17 protein-coding genes are annotated in these 18424 nt (G+C 67.7%); 10 read left to right on the top strand and 7 right to left on the bottom strand.

The features are described 5' to 3' along the window. The first annotated feature begins 55 nt into the window (after positions 1-55). From ABNQ40_RS00405 to ABNQ40_RS00360, 10 genes are all read left to right on the top strand, one after another. Positions 56-1240: a tetratricopeptide repeat protein gene (locus tag ABNQ40_RS00405; RefSeq protein WP_109050764.1), complete on the top strand. Its 1185-nt coding sequence runs from the start codon at positions 56-58 to the stop codon at positions 1238-1240. A 164-nt stretch (positions 1241-1404) separates the two neighbouring features. Further along, positions 1405-2220, top strand: coding sequence for an IclR family transcriptional regulator (locus ABNQ40_RS00400; RefSeq protein ID WP_199235363.1), 816 nt, complete (start codon positions 1405-1407; stop codon positions 2218-2220). 147 nt (positions 2221-2367) lie between these two features. Then, positions 2368-3111, top strand: coding sequence for an SDR family oxidoreductase (locus ABNQ40_RS00395; RefSeq protein ID WP_109050765.1), 744 nt, complete (start codon positions 2368-2370; stop codon positions 3109-3111). A 90-nt stretch (positions 3112-3201) separates the two neighbouring features. After that, positions 3202-4047 (top strand): fumarylacetoacetate hydrolase family protein, encoded by an 846-nt coding sequence (locus ABNQ40_RS00390; RefSeq protein ID WP_109050766.1) that lies wholly within the window; start codon positions 3202-3204, stop codon positions 4045-4047. A gap of 130 nt (positions 4048-4177) precedes the next feature. Further along, complete coding sequence (locus ABNQ40_RS00385; RefSeq protein WP_109050767.1) at positions 4178-5752, top strand: sugar ABC transporter ATP-binding protein; 1575 nt, start codon at positions 4178-4180, stop codon at positions 5750-5752. Positions 5753-5829: 77 nt separating this feature from the next. Continuing rightward, positions 5830-6840, top strand: a complete 1011-nt coding sequence (locus ABNQ40_RS00380; RefSeq protein ID WP_109491049.1) for an ABC transporter permease — start codon at positions 5830-5832, stop codon at positions 6838-6840. Between the two features lie 57 nt (positions 6841-6897). Further along, the gene (locus tag ABNQ40_RS00375; protein ID WP_109050768.1) at positions 6898-7842 is read left to right on the top strand and encodes an ABC transporter substrate-binding protein; all 945 of its coding nucleotides are present in this window, start codon (positions 6898-6900) and stop codon (positions 7840-7842) included. A gap of 134 nt (positions 7843-7976) precedes the next feature. Continuing rightward, on the top strand, positions 7977-9026 hold the full coding sequence (locus tag ABNQ40_RS00370; protein ID WP_109050769.1) for an aldo/keto reductase: 1050 nt from the start codon (positions 7977-7979) through the stop codon (positions 9024-9026). A 4-nt stretch (positions 9027-9030) separates the two neighbouring features. Continuing rightward, positions 9031-9846, top strand: a complete 816-nt coding sequence (locus tag ABNQ40_RS00365; RefSeq protein WP_109050770.1) for an amidohydrolase — start codon at positions 9031-9033, stop codon at positions 9844-9846. Positions 9847-9888: 42 nt separating this feature from the next. Next, positions 9889-11415 (top strand): UxaA family hydrolase, encoded by a 1527-nt coding sequence (locus tag ABNQ40_RS00360; RefSeq protein WP_109050771.1) that lies wholly within the window; start codon positions 9889-9891, stop codon positions 11413-11415. Positions 11416-11438: 23 nt separating this feature from the next. On the opposite strand, the gene ABNQ40_RS00355 is transcribed toward ABNQ40_RS00360, so the two are convergent. The 7 genes from ABNQ40_RS00355 to ABNQ40_RS00325 are packed head-to-tail and all read right to left on the bottom strand — an operon-like array spanning position 11439 to position 18372. Further along, positions 11439-12620: a fumarylacetoacetate hydrolase family protein gene (locus tag ABNQ40_RS00355; RefSeq protein ID WP_109050772.1), complete on the bottom strand. Its 1182-nt coding sequence runs from the start codon at positions 12618-12620 to the stop codon at positions 11439-11441. Positions 12621-12652: 32 nt separating this feature from the next. Further along, positions 12653-13108 (bottom strand): RbsD/FucU family protein, encoded by a 456-nt coding sequence (locus tag ABNQ40_RS00350; RefSeq protein ID WP_109050773.1) that lies wholly within the window; start codon positions 13106-13108, stop codon positions 12653-12655. A 19-nt stretch (positions 13109-13127) separates the two neighbouring features. Further along, a complete protein-coding gene (locus tag ABNQ40_RS00345; RefSeq protein WP_109050774.1) occupies positions 13128-14156 on the bottom strand; it encodes an aldo/keto reductase in 1029 nt (342 codons plus the stop codon). Beyond that, entirely contained in the window at positions 14156-15238 is a 1083-nt protein-coding gene (locus ABNQ40_RS00340; RefSeq protein WP_109050775.1) for an ABC transporter ATP-binding protein, read from the bottom strand. The genes ABNQ40_RS00345 and ABNQ40_RS00340 overlap by 1 nt, the downstream gene beginning before the upstream one ends. A gap of 25 nt (positions 15239-15263) precedes the next feature. Continuing rightward, positions 15264-16094, bottom strand: coding sequence for a carbohydrate ABC transporter permease (locus tag ABNQ40_RS00335; protein ID WP_098738250.1), 831 nt, complete (start codon positions 16092-16094; stop codon positions 15264-15266). Next, positions 16091-17017: a carbohydrate ABC transporter permease gene (locus ABNQ40_RS00330; protein ID WP_391345709.1), complete on the bottom strand. Its 927-nt coding sequence runs from the start codon at positions 17015-17017 to the stop codon at positions 16091-16093. The genes ABNQ40_RS00335 and ABNQ40_RS00330 overlap by 4 nt, the downstream gene beginning before the upstream one ends. A gap of 2 nt (positions 17018-17019) precedes the next feature. Beyond that, positions 17020-18372, bottom strand: coding sequence for a sugar ABC transporter substrate-binding protein (locus ABNQ40_RS00325; protein ID WP_247879902.1), 1353 nt, complete (start codon positions 18370-18372; stop codon positions 17020-17022). Positions 18373-18424: the final 52 nt, after the last annotated feature.

Below are 18424 nucleotides of genomic sequence, written 5' to 3'. Positions count from 1 at the left end.
CGGGCAATGGCCCCGCCGGACAATTTCAACGATAACGCCAAAGAGAGGTGACACCATGGATCCCATTTCGCTCGCGGTCGCCTTCATGGCCGCCTTCGGCATCATCTCGACCGATGCCGTCCTGCATGCCGACAGCGTCGCCGTCAGCCTGTACATGTCCGACGATTTGTCCAAGGGAACCGCCCGGGGCGACGTGATGGAGGACATGTTCATCGCCAAGATGCAGGAGATCGGCGACACCAAGTCCTATTTCGGCAGCCCGAGCGTGCGCTCGACCAAGGCCAAGACCATGGGGGCGGTCCTGGCCAAGACGCTGAAGCTGGAGGATATGACCGCCGCCGTTCAGCACACCTTCGGCATGAAGACGGCGACGGTGAACGGCAGCTTCGCCAAGGACGAGAAGGAGGGCAAGCTCCAGCTCGTCGCCATGGTGCGCGACCCGGACGAGCCGCCCTTCCCCGTGATCGTCAAGCGCAAGGATGGAGAGTCGCTGCCCGACATGATGGGCCGTGCCGCACAGGAGGTGATGGAGCATCTCGCCCCCTATGTGACGGTGGTCTACGCGCTCCAGAGCGCCGACCGCCAGCACGACTACACCGAGGTCGACGAGCTGATCGCGCGCGAGCTGAAGACCTACGCCTCGAAGACCTACTACAGGGAACGGGCCAGCATCCTGAACATGGCGGGCATCGTCGCCCTTCACAAACAGAAGCCCGACGAAGCCGCCCGCCTGTTCGAGGAAGCCGACCAGACCGACCCGGCCCTGCTATTCCCCCGCGTGAACCGCGCCTTCGTCATGCTGGTGAAGGACGACGAGAAGTCGGTGGAAACCTATCTGAAGCCGGCGATGGAGTCCGCCCGCTATCAGCGCGCCTACACGCTGCTCGCCGCCGGTGATCTGGTGCGGGCCGGCGCCTTCATGGCAACGGGCCGCTACGATCAGGCGATCACGGCGCTCGACGATGCCGAATATTGGGATCCGACCAGCGCCCTGGTGCCGTCGCTGCGTGCCGAACTGTGCACGGAGCGGGGGGACGTGGTGTGCGCCCAGCGCAACCAGACGAAGGCCCGCGCAAACCTCGACAATTTCGAAACCTACCCGGAGGTCGCGAGCCTCTACTACCACATCTCCTGGCGCAAGGGTGAACCGCTGAAGCCCAGCGATCTGCGCCAGGATCTGGGGAAACCTTCGGCGCAGCCGACACCGGTCAAGGTCTCCAACACCACCGCCGCCAAATAAGGGCACGGGGTGCGCTGATTGTGCAAGTCGGGAGCCTCGGTTCGCCGAGGCTCCCGTTGCTTTGAGAGAGCGGCGGTGACGCGCAAGTCCTCCATTGTTTTTCCGGTGAAGTGGGAGAATCATAAGTAAAACGAAGCCGCGCCGGCAAAAGAGGGAATGCCACCATGACCGGAACCGACGCCGACCCACCCGACATGTCCGCCGATCTGCCGGACACACCGGACCGCGAGCGGCGGTACTCCGCCCCGGCGCTGGAAAAGGGGTTGGACATCCTGGAATTCCTGTCCGAGTGCCGCGATCCCCAGTCGTTGCAGCAGATCGGCGACGGCGTGGGACGGACCAAGGGCGAGATCTTCCGCATGGTCTCGGTGCTGGCGCAGCGCGGCTATATCGAGCGGTTGGAGGGCGGCGACCGCTTCCGCGTCACCGACCGGCTGTTCCGCTTGGGAATGAACCGGCCGGTCAACCGCTCGCTGATCGAAATCGCCCTGCCCTTCATGAACGCCTTCGCCGAGAAGACCGGCTATTCCTGCCATCTCGCCGTGATGTCGGGCACGCAGATCGCGGTGGTGGCGCGGGTGGAAAGCACCAGCCACATCGGCTTCACCGTCCGCATCGGCTACCGCCAGCCCCTGGTGCTGACCGGGTCCGGCCATTGCCTGATGGCCTTCATCGGCGCCCGCCGCCGCCACGGCCTGTATGAGGAGCTGCGGCGGGAGGATCCGTGGATCGACCTGGATGCGCTGGACCGCACGCTGGATGCCGTCCGCGCCGCCGGCCATGTCGCCCGCCCCAGCGGCATCACCGAAGCGGTGGTCGATCTCTCCTGCCCGGTGATCGACCGGCGGGAGGGCGGCGCCGTCGCCGCCCTGACCTGTCCCTATCTGCGCACCCGACAGGTTCCGAAGGAACCGGCGGAGATCCTGGCCGCCCTGGACGAAGCCAGTCGGCGTATATCGGAAATCTTTTCGTTGGACTGACGGATCGATTTACAGGCGCAATGACGATGTGTATATAAAACATGCGATCCGCGATGCGGATTGTGGCAACAGCGATGCAACCGGCGGATCTGCAACCGCACCCGACATCGCGCCTTAGGGAAAAACGCCTGGGGAGAACACACCGCCATGACCGCCAGATTGCAGGGCAAGACCGCCATCGTCACCGCCGCGGCACAGGGAATGGGCCGCGCCGCCGCACTCGCCTTCGCGGAGGAAGGCGCCAGCGTGGTTGCGACCGACATCAATGACGGGCTGCTGGCGGAGCTGTCGGGCATTCCCGGCATCGTCACCCGCCGCCTGGACGTCTGCGATCCGGCGGCGATCCGCGCCTTCGCCGCGGAAGTGCCGGCGCCGTCGGTTCTGTTCAACTGCGCCGGCTTCGTTCATGCCGGCACGGTGCTGGAGTGCGACGAAGACGCCTTCGACTTCGCCGTCACGCTGAATGTCCGGTCGATGTACCGGATGATCCGCGCCTTCCTGCCGGGAATGCTGGAGGCCGGCGGCGGATCGATCGTCAACATGTCGTCCGTCGCCTCGTCGATCATCGGGGCGCCCAACCGCTTCATCTACGGCACCACCAAGGCGGCGGTGATCGGCCTGACCAAGTCGGTCGCCGCCGACTACGTCACCCGCGGCATCCGCGTCAACGCCATCTGCCCCGGCACGGTGGACAGCCCGTCGCTGCACGACCGCATGCGGGCGCTCGGCGATTACGACACCGCGCGCGCCGCCTTCATCGCCCGCCAGCCGATGGGCCGGCTGGGCACGGCGGAGGAGGTGGCGAAGCTCGCCGTCTACCTCGCGTCCGACGAATCCTCCTTCATGACCGGACAGGCCATCGCCATCGACGGCGGCTGGACGAATACCTGACCGTCGGGCAATCAACCGGTAACCGACAGATCCGGCAGGCCCACGGAAACGACAAGAAACTTCTGAACACATAATCTGGGGAAACGCTCGATGAAGCTTCTGCGCCATGGCCCGCGGGGGGCCGAGAAGCCGGGATTGCTGGATGCCCAGGGGCGTATCCGCGATCTGTCCGCCCATGTCGGCGACATCGCCGGCCGCTGGCTGCTGCCGGAGGGTCTTGCGGAGATCGCGGCCTTGCCGGTGGACAGCCTGCCGCTGGTCGATGCCTCCATCCGGCTGGGTCCTTGCGTGGCCGGCACCGGCAAGTTCGTCTGCATCGGCCTCAACTATTCCGACCATGCGGCGGAAACCGGTGCGACGGTCCCGTCGGAGCCGGTGATCTTCATGAAGGCGACCTCCACCATCCAGGGTCCGGACGACCCGGTGGAAATCCCGCGCGGTTCGACCAAGACAGACTGGGAGGTCGAACTCGGCGCCGTCATCGGCAAGACGGCGAAATATGTGTCGGAGGCCGAGGCGCTGGACCATGTCGCCGGCTATTGCGTCGTCAACGACCTGTCGGAACGCGAATTCCAGATCGAACGTCAGGGCCAGTGGACCAAGGGCAAGAGCTGCGACACCTTCGGCCCCATCGGCCCCTGGCTGGTGACCAAGGACGAGGTTCCCGACCCGCAGGCGCTGGACATGTGGCTGGAGGTCAACGGCCACCGCTACCAGAACGGTTCGACCCGGACGATGGTCTATGGCGTCGCCCACATCGTCTCCTACCTGTCGCAGTTCATGAGCCTGCATCCGGGCGACGTCATCTCCACCGGCACCCCGCCGGGCGTCGGGCTGGGGCTGAAGCCGCCGACCTATCTGAAGCCCGGCGACCGGATCGAACTCGAAATTCAGGGTCTCGGCCGCCAGCGCCAGCAGGTGTACGCGGCGGAGTGACGCCACCCCGGCCGTGACCGGAACAACGGCGCGGCCGGGATAAGCAGCGGTTTGCTCGACAAAGCAGCCAAACGGCGCGCCCCGGAACGAGGGGCCGCACCGGATGGGCCACACCCGATGGGGAGGTGCCATGCAGCAAGCGTCGCTCCACACGGCCCCCGGCCGGTTCCCCGCAGCAGCGGCGGGGACCGAGCTGCTGCGGCTGGACAGAATCACCAAGCGGTTTCCCGGCGTGCTGGCGCTGGACGGCGTCGGTTTCGACCTGCGGCGCGGCGAGGTCCATGCGCTGTGCGGCGAGAACGGAGCCGGCAAATCGACGCTGATGAAGATCATCAGCGGCCAGTACCAGCCCGACGAGGGCAGCATCGCCTACAAGGGCGAGGTACGGCGCTTCACCTCTTCGCTCGACGCCGAACGGGCCGGAATCGCCATCATCCACCAGGAACTGAACCTCGTCCCGCATCTGAGCGTGGCCGAGAACATCTTCCTGGCGCGGGAGCCGAAACGCGGCTGGTTCATTGATCGGAACGCATTGCGCCGGCAGGCCCAGGCCTGCCTCGACCGCCTCGGCGTCGACATCCGCCCCGACGCCCCGGTGAAGTCGCTGTCGGTCGCCCAGTGCCAGATGGTGGAGATCGCCAAGGCGCTGTCGCTGAATGCCGAGATCGTCATCATGGACGAGCCGACCTCGTCCCTCACCGAATCCGAAACCGCCCTGCTGTTCCAGGTGATCCGGGAGTTGAGGGACCAGGGCGTGGGGATCGTCTACATCTCCCACCGGCTGGACGAGATGGCGCTGATCGTCGACCGGGTCACGGTGCTGCGCGACGGCCGCTTCGTCGACACCCGCGCCTTCGCCGACACCTGCGTGGACGAGATCGTCGCGCTGATGGTCGGCCGCTCGCTGGACGACAAATTCCCGGAGCGCACCTCCGTTCCCACCGAAGACGTGTTGATGGAGGTGCGCGGCCTGACCCGCCGCGGCGTCTTCCAGGATGTCGGCTTCGACCTCAGGCGCGGCGAGATCCTGGGCTTCGCCGGATTGATGGGCGCCGGCCGCACCGAGGTGGCGCGGGCGATCTTCGGCGCCGACCCGCTGGATGCCGGAACCATCCGGCTCGGCGGCGGCGAGATCGCGGTGAAGACCCCGCGCGACGCCATCGCCCACGGCATCGCCTACCTGTCGGAAGACCGCAAGAGCCACGGGCTGGCGGTCAAGATGTCGGTCACCCAGAATTTGACGCTCGCCAACATGGCGGCGGTGTCCAACGCGATGGGATTCATCGACCGCAAGGCGGAGGAGCAGGCGGCCTGGCGCTACATCCAGATGCTGTCGATCCGCACGCCGTCGCCGCATCAGGTGGCGCGCCTGCTGTCGGGCGGCAACCAGCAGAAGATCGTCATCGCGAAGTGGCTGTTCCGCCAGTCGCGCATCCTGTTCTTCGACGAGCCGACGCGCGGCATCGATGTCGGCGCCAAATTCGCCATCTACCAGCTTCTCGACCGGCTGGCCGCCGAGGGGATCGGCGTGGTGCTGATCAGCTCCGAACTGCCGGAGATCCTCGGCCTGACCGACCGCGTCGCCGTCTTCCATGAAGGCCGGATCACCGCCGTTCTGAACACGCGCGCGACCAGCCAGGAAGAGATCATGCATTTCGCCTCGGGCCATGGCCGCCCGGCGGCGCCGGGAGCCGAAACGCCATGAGCAATCCCACCACCAAGACCCTCGACGCCGCGCCGTCAGCCGCACCGCGCCAGCCGGTGAGCGACGGTCCCCAGGCGATGAATGGCCCCATAAGCAGCCGCGTGACGAACGACCGGCGCAAGGATCTGATCCAGAAATTCGCGGCGCTGGCCGGGCTGCTGGTGCTGGTCGCCGTCTTCTCCGCGACCAGCGACGCCTTCCTCAGCGTCGGCAACGGCATGACCATCGCGTTGCAGGTGACCTCCATCGCCTATCTCGGCATCGCCGCGACCTGCGTCATCATCACCGGCGGCATCGACCTGTCGGTCGGCTCCGTCCTGGCGCTGTCCGGCGTGGTGGCGGCGCTGGCGGTCAAGGCCGGCGCGCCGGTGCCGCTCGGCATGGGGCTGGGCATCCTGGTCGGTGCCTTCTGCGGCCTGTTGAACGGGCTGTGCGTGACGCGGCTGAAGCTGCCGCCCTTCATCGCCACGCTGGGCATGATGATGGTGGCGCGCGGCGTCGCCCTGCAGATCACCGGGGCGCGCGCCGTGTCGGGCCTCGGCGACTCCTTCGGCGAGCTTGGCAACGGCGCCATGTTCCGCATCGTCCGCATCGGCGAAGACGGCTTTCCCGACGTGGTCTTTCCCGGCATCCCCTATCCGGTGGTGCTGATGGTGGTGATCGCCATCGCCGTGGCGATCATGCTGAGCCGCACCACGCTGGGCCGCCACATCTATGCCGTGGGCTCGAACGCGGAGGCAGCACGGCTGTCCGGCGTCAATGTCGCCGGCGTCACCCTGTTCACCTATGTGCTGTCCGGCACGCTGGCCGGGCTGACCGGCTGCGTCCTGATGTCCCGCCTCGTCACCGCACAGCCGAACGAGGGCGTGATGTACGAGCTGGACGCCATCGCCAGCGCGGTCATCGGCGGCACCTCGCTGATCGGCGGGGTGGGGACGATCTCCGGCACCGCCATCGGCGCCTTCGTGATCGGCATCCTGCGCAACGGGCTGAACATGAACGGCGTGTCGGCCTTCACCCAACAGATCATCATCGGTCTGGTCATCCTGCTGACCGTCTGGATCGACCAGATCCGCAACCGGCGCTGACCGGCGTTTTCGGCAAGCGAACAAACCAACCCCAATAAACCAACAGGGAGTGAAACCATGAAACGCTTCGTTTCGGCCTGTCTGGCATCCGCCATCGCTCTCGCCGCCGGTTCGGCATTGGCTGCGGATAAAGAAATCGCGGTGGTGGTGAAGACAGTGAACTCCACCTTCTGGCAGAATGTGCAGAAGGGGGCATCCACCGCCCAGAAGGAGGCGGACGGCTACACCATGACCTTCCAGGGTCCGGCGGCTGAATCGGCCATCGCCGATCAGGTCAACATGGTGGAGAACGCGGTGAACCGGAAGGTCGCCGGCATCGTGCTCGCCCCGTCCGACCCCGACGCGCTGGTCCCGGTCCTGAAGAAAGCCTGGGAGGCGAAGATCCCGGTGGTGCTGATCGACTCACCCGTCTCCGATGCGGGCAAGCAGTACTATCAGGCCATGCTGTCCACCGACAACGTCAAGGCGGGCGAGCTGTGCGCCAAGGCGCTGATCGACAAGGTCGGCACCAGCGGCAAGATCGCGGTGATGTCCTATGTCGCCGGTGCGGGATCGGAGATCGGTCGGGTCGGCGGCTTCACCAAATACATCAAGGACCATTCCAAGCTGGAGATCGTCGGTCCCTTCTATTCCCAGTCGCAGATGGCGACCGCGCTGAACCAGACCACCGACGTGCTGGCCGCCAACCCCGACCTGAAGGGCATCTTCGGCGCCAACGAGCCGACCGCCATCGGCATGGGCCGCGCACTGGCCCAGAGCGGCAAGGCCGGCCACATCGCCGCGGTCGGCTTCGACGGCAACCAGGACCTCCAGGGCTTCGTCAAGGACGGCACGCTGGAGGCCATCGCCGTCCAGGGCTCCTACCAGATGGGCTATCTGGGGGTGCAGACTGCGGTCAAGCTGACCAAGCGCGAGAAGGTCGAAAAGGCGTTGGACACCGGCGTGGTGCTGGTGACCAAGGCCAATCTGGCGACGCCGGAAGCCCAGAACGTTCTGTACTGAGCGGTAGCACAGCTTTTTCTCCTGGGTCCCTTCTCCTGGCCTTGGGCGTGCGCGGCGCCCGGTCCCTCGCCGCGCACGCCATTTTCTTCGCCATCCAGCGTCCGCAGTTGATTTCCGCAGTTGAGGCGTCCCGCATGACCCTGATCGACCCCTTGGCCGACCGCCGCACCCTGCCACGCTCCGGCCTGCCGCTCCCGGCGATCGGGCTGGGCTGCGCGCAGCTCGGCGGGCTCTACCGCCCGACCGATCCGGCCGAGGCCGACCGCCTCGTCGCCGCGGCCTGGGAGGCCGGCATCCGCTATTTCGACACCGCCCCCTATTACGGCTATGGCCGGTCGGAGCGGCGGCTGGGCGCCGCCCTGTGCGACCGGCCGCGCGACGAATTCGTACTGTCGACCAAGGTCGGCCGGCTGATTCGCCCGAATGCCGGCGGTGCGCGGAGATCGGGCGTCGACGCCAGCGGCTGGGCCGATCCCCTGCCCTTCCACCCGGTCTATGATTACTCCCACGACGGCATCCTGCGCTCGGTGGAGGATTCGCTCCAGCGCCTCGGCCTTGCCCGCATCGACATCCTCTATGTCCACGACATCGGCCGGGTCACCCATGGCGACGCCCATGCCCATCACTGGGACGCGCTGACCCGCGGCGGCGGTTTCCGCGCGCTGGAGGAGTTGCGGCGCGATGGCGCGGTGTCGGCTATCGGCCTCGGCGTCAATGAGTGGGAGGTGGCGCTGGACGCGATGGACGAGGTCGATCTCGACTGCACCATGCTAGCCGGACGCTACACCCTGCTGGAACAGACCAGCCTGTCGCCCTTCCTGGAGCACTGCCTCGCCACCGGCACGCGGATCGTCGCCGCCGGTGTGTTCAATTCCGGCATTCTCGCCGGCAACGGCAGGTTCAACTACGCCGACGCCCCGCCGGAAACCGTCGCGCGGGTGGAGGCGCTCGCCGCCGCCTGCCGCGAGTTCGCTGTCGAGCTTCCCGCCGCCGCCTTGCAATTCCCGCTCGCCCATCCGGCGGTGGCCTCCTGCGTCACCGGCGTGCGCAACGCCGGCCAGCTGGCGACCAACCTTGCCTGGGCGCAGGCGTCGATCCCCGCCGCCTTCTGGCAGGCGTTGAAGTCACGCGGCCTGCTGGACGAGACCGCTCCCACTCCGGCTCAAGTCCCGGCGGAGGCCTGACCCCATGCGCATCGACGCTCACCAGCATTTCTGGCTCATGGCCGCCCGCCAGGGCGAATGGCCGCCACCGGAGCTTGGTCCCATCCACCGCGATTTCCTGCCGCCCGACCTGCTGCCGCTGCTGCTGGAGACCGGCATCGACGGCACCGTCCTGGTTCAGACCCTGTCCAGCGAGGCGGACACCACCTTCATGCTCGACCTCGCAGCAAAGCACAGTTTCATCCGCGGCGTGGTCGGCTGGACCGACCTGAAGGCGCCGGACGCCCCGCAGCGGGTGCAGGCGCTGGCATCCCATCCCAAGTTGAAGGGGCTGCGGCCGATGGTGCAGGCCGAAGCCGCCGACTGGCTGGACGATCCGGCCATCGATCCGGCCGCGGCCGCGATGGCCGACTGGGGGCTGAGCTTCGACGCGCTGGTCCTGCCGCCTCACCTGCCGTCGCTGCTGCGCTTCGCCCGTCGGCATCCCGCCCTGTCCATTGTCATCGACCATGCCGCCAAGCCGGACATCGCCGACGGCGGCACTCCCGGTTGGGCGGAGGACATGGCCGCCCTCGCCGATTTGCCGAATGTCCGGTGCAAGCTGTCCGGCCTGCTGACCGAAGCGGGCGAGCGCACCGGGATCGACGACATCCGTCCCTATGTCGAGCGCCTGATCGCCCTGTTCGGCACCGACGGGCTGATCTGGGGCAGCGACTGGCCGGTCCTGCGGCTGGCCGGCGACTATCCCGGCTGGCTGGAGATGTGCCGCCAGCTGGTCCCCGCAGCGGCGCATGACGCGGTGTTCGGCGGCAATGCCGCAACCTTCTACCGGCTGGGCTGATCCCACGTCCGCCTTCCCATTCTATCTTCAAGGACCAGACCGATGCCGTCTTCCGTTCCCGAACTTCTCCTGCTGAACCCGGCGGACAGCGTCGCGGTCGCCACCCGCGAGATCCCGGCGGGCAGCCCGGTCGCCGTCGGCGGCTTCGCCGGCACCGCCGCCGCCACCATCCCCAGCGGCCACAAGATCGCCATCCGCGCCGTGGCGCCGGGCGAGCCGGTGGTCAAGTACGGGCAGGTGATCGGCACCGCCACCCAGCCGATCGAACCCGGCCAGCATGTCCACGTCCACAATCTCGGCATGGGCGAAGCCCGGCTGGATCACGGCTCCACCCGCATCATCGAGGCCGACCGCGGCGCGGAGGAGGCGACCTTCCTCGGCATCCGCCGGCCGTCGGGACAGGTCGCCACCCGCAACTACATCGGCGTCATCGCCAGCGTGAACTGCTCCGCCACCGTCTGCAAACGCATCGCCGACGCCTTCACTGGCAACGCGCTGGCCGAATACCCGAATGTCGACGGGGTGGTCGCCATCGTCCATGGCAGCGGCTGCGGCATGAACGGCACCGGCGAGGGCATGGCGATCCTGCGCCGCACGCTGCGCGGCTATGCCGACCATGCCAATTTCGCCGGGCTGCTGCTGGTCGGGCTGGGCTGCGAGATGAACCAGATCGCGCCGCTGGCCCAGACCCTGGCGCCGCGCCCTGACGGGCTGATCGCCACCCTGACCATCCAGGAGGAAGGCGGCACCCGCGATACCATCGCCCGCGGCGTCGCCCTGGTCCGCGCCATGCTGCCCATCGCCAACGACGTCCGGCGCGAGCCGGTGCCGGCGAGTTACCTGACAGTCGGTCTGCAATGCGGCGGCTCCGACGGCTATTCCGGCATCACCGCCAACCCGGTGCTGGGCGCCGCAGTCGACCTGCTGGTCGCCCATGGCGGCACCGCCATCCTGTCCGAAACGCCGGAAATTTATGGCGCCGAGCATCTGCTCACCGCCCGCGCCGCCACCCCCGCCGTCGCCGACAGGCTGATGGACCGCATCCGCTGGTGGGAGGACTACACCCGCCTGCACAAGGGCGACATGAACAACAACCCGTCGCCCGGCAACAAGGCCGGCGGCATCACCACCATCCTGGAGAAATCGCTGGGCGCGGTCGCCAAGGGCGGCGGCACCCGCCTGAACGCGGTGGTCGATTATGCCGAGCCGGTGACCGACCACGGCCTCGTCTTCATGGACACGCCCGGCTACGACCCGGTGTCGGCGACCGGACAGGTGGCGGGCGGCGCCAACCTGATCGCCTTCACCACCGGCCGCGGATCGACCTACGGCTGCAAGCCGACACCGTCGCTGAAGATCGCCACCAACAGCGCGCTCTATGCCCGCATGGGCGACGACATGGACTTCAACGGCGGCGCGGTGTTGGACGGCGGCACCAGCGTGGCGGAGGCGGGTGCCGCCCTGTTCCGCCTGATGCTGGACACCGCGTCGGGCCACCGCACCCGCAGCGAGGAGAACGGCATCGGCGACAACGAGTTCGTGCCCTGGCAGATCGGCGCCGTCATGTGACGGCGCCGAAGCGGGGGCGCCGCTCAGCCATTCAGCGCCCCCCGCCGGACCAGCGAGCGCATCAGTTCGGCGATGCCGATGCTCCAGGGCTCGCAGGCGTCGCTCGGCCGCATGCGGTTGACCAGCGCGCCCAGCTTTGGCGCGGCGATGGTGACGATGTCGCCCTCCTTGTGGGTGAAGCCGCCGCCGGGGTTGTCGCGGTCCTGGGTCGGCGCGAACATGGTGCCAAGGAACAGGGCGAAGCCGTCGGGATACTGGTGGACCGGCCCGACGGTCTGGGCGACGAGATCCTCCGGATCGCGGCTGATCCGCGAGATGGAGGACAGGCCCGCCAGCTGGAAGCCCTCCGGCCCCTCGACCGTCAGGGCGACATCGGTGGTCCGTACATCGTCCAGCGTGAAGGTTTGGTCGAAGAAGCGGATGAAGGGACCGATGGCGCAGGACGCGTTGTTGTCCTTCGCCTTCGACAGCAGCAGGGCGGACCGGCCTTCAAAATCGCGCAGGTTCACATCGTTGCCCAGCGTCGCCCCGGTGATGCGGCCATCGGGGGCGACGATCAGCACCACCTCCGGCTCCGGGTTGTTCCAGGTCGATTTGGGGTGCAGCCCGGCGTCCATCAGCGTGCCGACCGACGACAGGACAGGCGCCTTGGTGAAGACCTCCGCATCCGGGCCGATGCCGACCTCCAGATACTGGCTCCAGGCGCCCTGGGCGATCAGCACCTCCTTCAGGCTCATCGCCGCCTCGGAGCCGGGCTTCAGCGCCGCCAGATCGTCGCCGACCAGCCGCTGCACCTCGGCGCGGATCGCCTCGGCGGCGTCGGGGTTGCCGCGGGCGCGTTCCTCGATCACCCGCTCCAGCATCGAGACGGCGAAGGTGACGCCGGCCGCCTTCAGCACCTGCAGATCGGTCGGCGCCAGCAACCAGGGGGCGTTCGTGTCACGGCTTTCCGGCGGCGTGTTGGCGAGGATGTCGGCCAGTGCGCCGATGCGCCCCCCTGCCGCAGCGGCAAGGTCCGCCGCCGGATCGAGCCGGGCGGCCAGCTCGCTCATGGTCGGGAAGGTCGCGGTCACGTCGTACACGCCATCGGCGCGCACGGCCACCACCGACGGGCCGATGCCCGGCCGCCAGACCCGCCCGGCCAGGGTGCCGGCATAGCCGTCGTTGGGAAGGGTGCGGGTCACATCCACGGGGAACTGGATCATGTCGGAGTCCGAATCTTGAAATTGGGTCGGGTTTACGGCACGTCGCCGGCGATGACGCCCTTGCGCAGCAGGAAACAGCCATAGGGCCGCGGATCGCCGACCTGCACAACGGCGAAGGCGCGGCGGGCGGCGTCGTAGAAAGCGAAACGCTCGATCCCCTGCAAGGGCTGCGCTCGGCCCTCGGCGCGGTCGATCTCAGCCTGAACCTCCCATTGCACGGTGGGGATTGCGGCGGGGTCGCCCACCACCTCCATCCGGCGCACCGGATCGGGCACGAAGCCGTCCAGCGGGAAAACGCCGAGGATGCCGCGAGCGGCCCGAGCCATCGTCACCCCAGGCAGCACGATCAGCCGGCCGGAGATGGTGGCGCGGGCGATGGTTTCCGCCGGGTGGTTGGCATCGACCAGCGCCAGATCGTCGCCATGCCCCATGGCGGCCAGCACCCACAGCAGGTCGGGGGACAGAAGCGGGTCGAGTCCTTTCAGCATGGCTCTTATCCTTATTGGTTCAGGCCGGCACCGGCACGTCCGCCGCCAGCAGCCCTTCGCCCTTGAGGTCGGACCACAGCGCGCCCGGCACCGTTGCCGCCATGGCGGCGAGGTTGCGGCTCACCTCCCCGGCCGTCACCGCCCCCAGCACCACCGACGACACCGCCGGATGGCCGAGCGCGAAGCGCAGCGCCGCCGTGGCGAGCGGCACGCCATGGCCCCGGCACACTGCCTCGATCCGCCCCACCCGCTCCAGGATGTGGGCCGGGGCCGGAGCGTAATTGTACTTGGCGCCGGGAACCGCACCGCTGGCGAGGATGCCGGAATTGAACACGCCGCCCAGCATCACGCCGATGCCCTTGGCCTGGGCCAGCGGCAGAAACTCCTCCAGCGCCGGCTGTTCCAGCAGGGAATAGCGCCCGGCCAGCAGCATGGCGTCGAAGTCGCCGGCCCTCGCGAAGCGGACGCACATCTCCGCCTCGTTGACGCCGACGCCGATGGCCTTGACCGTGCCGTCGGCCCGCAGCCGGTCGAGCGCGCGATAGGCGCCGTCCATCGCCTCGGCGAAGCGGGCCTCGATGCGGTCGGCGCCATGGGTCCAGACATCGACGTCATGGATCAGCAGCACGTCGATGCGGTCGGTGCCCAGCCGCAGCAGCGACTGTTCCACCGACCGCAGCGTGCCGTCATGGGAATAGTCGATCACCGCCCGGTGCGGAAAGCCGCCGGCATAGCCCGACCCGTCCCCCCTGCCCTGCCGCGGGTCCATCCAGCGCCCGACCTTGGTGCACAGCACGACGCCGTCGCGCCCGGCCTGGCGCAGCGCGGCGCCGCAACGCGCCTCCGCCAGCCCATGGCCGTAGAGCGGCGAGGTGTCGAGCAGCGTGACGCCCGCCGACAGCGCGGCGACCGCGGCACCGACCGCGGCGGCCTCGTCGAGATGGCCGTACAGGTCGCCCAACGGCGCGGCGCCGAAGCCGATCTCCGAGACGGCGATGCCGGTGCGGCCCAACGATCTGGTCGGCAAGGATTCGGCTGTCGGCGTCATCACAGGCGCAGCCCGGTGTCGGGGTTGAACAAATGGGCCAGCGCCGGATCGGGCGCGATCCGCACCACCTCGCCGGGCTTGGCGCCGGTCCGCTCGCGCAGCACCCAGGTCAGTTCGCGCTTGCGATCCTCGCGGCCTGCTTTGCTGCCGAGCGGGCGCAGGACCATCTGGGTTTCCGACCCGGTCGGCTCGACCACCACCACCTCGGCGGCCATCCCTTCGTCGGCTAGACGGAAATGCTCCGGCCTCACACCATAGACGGCCGGACGCCCGTCGGACGCCGCCGGCACGCACCCGCCCAGCGGCAGGCGGTCGCCGCAGTCGGTGGTGAAGCCGTCGCCGCCGATGCGGCCGGGAATGAAGTTCATCGCCGGCGAGCCGATGAAGCCGGCCACGAACATGTTGGCCGGATTGTCGTAGAGATCGAGCGGTGCGCCGATCTGCTCGATGATGCCGTCATGCATCACCACGATCTTGTCGGCCATGGTCATGGCTTCGATCTGGTCGTGGGTGACATAGACGGTGGTGGTCTTCAGCCGCTGGTGCATCTCCTTGATCTCGGTGCGCATCTGCACGCGCAGCTTGGCGTCGAGATTGGACAGCGGCTCGTCGAACAGGAAGACCTTGGGGTCGCGGACGATGGCGCGCCCCATCGCCACGCGCTGGCGCTGGCCGCCGGAGAGCTGGCGCGGGAAGCGGCCGAGCAGCGGCCCGAGGCCGAGAATGCCGGCCGCCCGCTCCACCTTGGCCGTGATCTCGCTTTTGGCGGTGTTCTTCAGCCGCAGCGCGAAGCTCATGTTGTCGGCGATGGTCATGTGCGGGTAAAGCGCGTAGTTCTGGAACACCATCGCGATGTCCCGGTCCTTCGGAGGCACGTCGTTGACGACGCGGTCGTCGATGGCGACGGTGCCGCCGCTGATCTCCTCCAGCCCGGCGATCATGCGCAGCAGGGTGGATTTGCCGCAGCCCGACGGGCCGACCAGGATGACGAACTCGCCGTCCTGGATGTCGATGGACACGCCCTTGATGATCTCGACCGTGCCGTAGGATTTGCGGACGTTCCGGATGCTGACGGAGGCCATGAGGTCGTCTCTTTCTTGGGATGGATCAGCCGCCCTTGACGGCGCCGGCGGTCAGGCCCGCCACGATCTGGCGCTGGGCGGCCACGGTCAGGATCAGCACCGGCAGCGTCACCACCAGGGCTGCGGCGGCCAGCGGTCCCCAGCTCACCTGCTCGAAGGACAGCATGTTGTAGACGGCAACCGGCAGGGTCCGCGTCTCGCGGCTGGCCAGCACGATGCCGAAGACGAAGTTGTTCCAGGAGAAGATCACCGACAGGATGAAGGCGACGACGATGCCGGGCTTGGCGATCGGCAGCGCCACCTTGGCGAAGATCTGCCAGCGCGTCGCGCCATCGACCATCGCCGCCTCCTCCAGCTCCATCGGCGTCGTCTCGAAATAGCCGATCATGATCCAGATCACGATGGGCACGGTGACGACCAGATGGATGATGATCTGCGGCCACAGCGTGCCGAGCAGACCCAGCCACTGGAACAGCAGGAACAGCGGGATCAGGAAGGACAGGCCGGGCGTCATGCGCGCGATCATGATGACCACCGCCGACTTGTGCGCCCGCATCCGGGCGATGCCGTAGCCGGCCGGCACGCCCACCACCAGCGCGAACAGGGTGGCTGCCCCGGTGACGATCAGGCTGTTCCAGAAATAGAGCAGGAAGCTGTTGCCCTCGAAGATCGTCGTATAGTTCTTCCAGGCGAAGCGGTCCGGGATCAGGATCGGCGGATAGGCGCCGTTGTCGATCTCGAACTTCAGCGACAGCGACAGCATCCAGATGAAGAACAGCAGCGCCGGCGACACCAGCAGCAGTACGCAGACGGCCATGCCGGCCTTGTCCAGAAGCTTCCTCAGCGGCCGGCTCATTGCCCGTCTCCCGTATTCCAGGCGCTGCGCTGGCGCAGGTACAGCAGGATCAGCGACAGCAGGATGATCAGCACGAAGAACACCACCGCGATGGCCGAGCCGTAGCCGATGTCGTAGTAGGTGAAGGCGACGCTGTAGAGATACAGGTTGATCGTCTCCGACGCCGTGCCCGGCCCGCCCTGGGTGATGGTGTAGAGGATGTCGAAGCTCTTCAGCGCGTCGATGCTGCGGATGATGACCGCGACCATCAGGAAGGGCTTGATCATCGGCAGGGTCAGGTAGCGGAAGCGCTGCCAGGCGGTGGCGCCGTCGATCTGCGCGCTCTCGTACGGCTCGGTCGGCAGCGCCGCCAGACCGCCCAGCACGATCAGCATAACCAGCGGCGTCCACTGCCAGGTCTCCACCAGCACCAGCGACAGGATCACCGTGCTGGGGTGATAGACCCATTGCAGCGGCCCGATGCCGATCTGCGACAGCAGGTAGTTCAGCACGCCGAGCTGCGGGTGGAACATCATCGTCCACACCAGCGCGATGGCGACCGGGGTCGCCATCATCGGCATGACGAAGATGCCGCGCAGCAGGCCTCTCGCCGGCAGCTTGGTGTTGAAGGCCAGCGCCGCCGCGGTGCCGAGCACCAGCGGGGCCAGGACCGACAGCGCGGTATAGACCAGCGTGTGGACCATCGCCTCCAGGAAGCGCACGTCGGTGAACAGCCGGGCATAGTTCTGCAAACCGACGAAACGCTGTTCCTCGCCGATGCGCCATTCCATGGCGCTCATCCACAGGGTGAAGACCCAGGGAAAGACGATGACCCCGATGACGACGATCAGCGCCGGCACCACGAAGGGCCAGTAGGAGGGCCGGAGCCGCTTCGTCCTGCCGACGGAAGCGGCGCCGACCACACGGTCAGACGAGGTCAGGATGCTCACGTCTTCTCGCTACGCTCGAGGATCGGCTTGAAGTCAGCGGTGGCACGCTTCAGCTCGGCCGCCGGATCGCTGCCGGAGATCATGTTGGTCAGCGCCCCGCCCAGCACGTCGCGGAACTCGGTGACCGGGATGATGACCGGCAAGGTAAGGCGGCTGATCTTGGCCGATTCGACCACGGCGTCGCCCCAGGCCGCCGGCATCTTGACGCCCTTGCGCACCTCCGCGTCCGCCAGGACGGAGTTGCGGAACGGCACGCCGGCCCCGGCCTGCAACAGGCGGGCGCCCATCAGCTTGCCGGTCGCCCACTGGCAGTAGAGATAGGCGGCTTCCTTGTTCTTCGACGCCGCGGTGACGCCGACGCCGTCGCCGGTGGTGGCGGCGGCATGCGCCTTCGGCCCCTTGGGCATCAGGCCGTAGCCGACCTTGCCGACGACGCGCGACTTTTCCGGATCCTCCAGCGGCGGGGCGAAGCCGACGCCGTCGAACCACATGCCGACGCGGCCCTGGAGGAAGGCCGACTGGCATTCCGCCCAGTTGAAGCCGGTGACGCCCGGCGGCGCCGACTTGGTCATCAGCGTCTGATAGAGCTTCGCCGCCTCGACAGCCTCGGGCGTGTCGGTCAGCAGGTTGCGGTTGGCATCGACGCTGTACTGGTCGTAGCCGAGCAGCAGACTGGTCCACACCGGGGTGTTGGCGTTCTTCATGCCGCGGGCGACGAAGCCGTAGGTCTGGCTCGACGGGTCGGTCAGCGCGGCGGCGGCGGCCACCATCTCGTCGAAGGTCTTGGGGAAGGACAGGTTCTTCTTCGCGAACAGGTCCTTGTTCCAATAGACGATCCAGTAATCGACCGAGAAGGGCAAGGCGCCGATCCCGCCCTCCGGATTGCGGGCGAAGGTCACGCCGGCTTCGGAGAAATCGTCGAGGAAGCCGGCGTCGGTCAGCGCCGGGTCCTTGATGAAGGGCGTCAGGTCGGCCAGCCACTTGCCCTTCTCGAACTGGCGTTTCTGGACGTGATAGCTGATGTGCACGACGTCGAAGCTCGGCCGGCCGGAGGTCAGCTCGATCACCGCCTTCTGGCGCTGCTGCTGCTCCGGCGTCTGTTCCGACACCACGGTGATGCCGGTCAGCTCCTCGAATTCCTTGTGGTGCTTGGTCAGGGTGTCGCCGCGCGGGCTCTTGATCAGGTTCACCTCGATCTTGGTGCCGGCATATTTGCGCCAGTTGACCCCACTGGTCTGGGCGAAGGCGGGAAGCCCCGGAAGACCGAGAGCACCGCTGAAGCCCAGCGCACCGGCCGCGGCGCCCGACGCCAGAAGCCGGCGGCGCGACAAAGACATTCCGTTCGACATCGACATGCACTCCTCCCCGTTATCGCCTGGGCCTTTGATGCCCGGCCTTGTC

Origin of the sequence: Azospirillum sp. A23, from assembly GCF_042938965.1 — a bacterium.
In the GTDB taxonomy this organism is placed as follows: Bacteria; Pseudomonadota; Alphaproteobacteria; order Azospirillales; family Azospirillaceae; genus Azospirillum; species Azospirillum melinis.
This window is presented reverse-complemented; position numbering and strand designations above follow the sequence as displayed.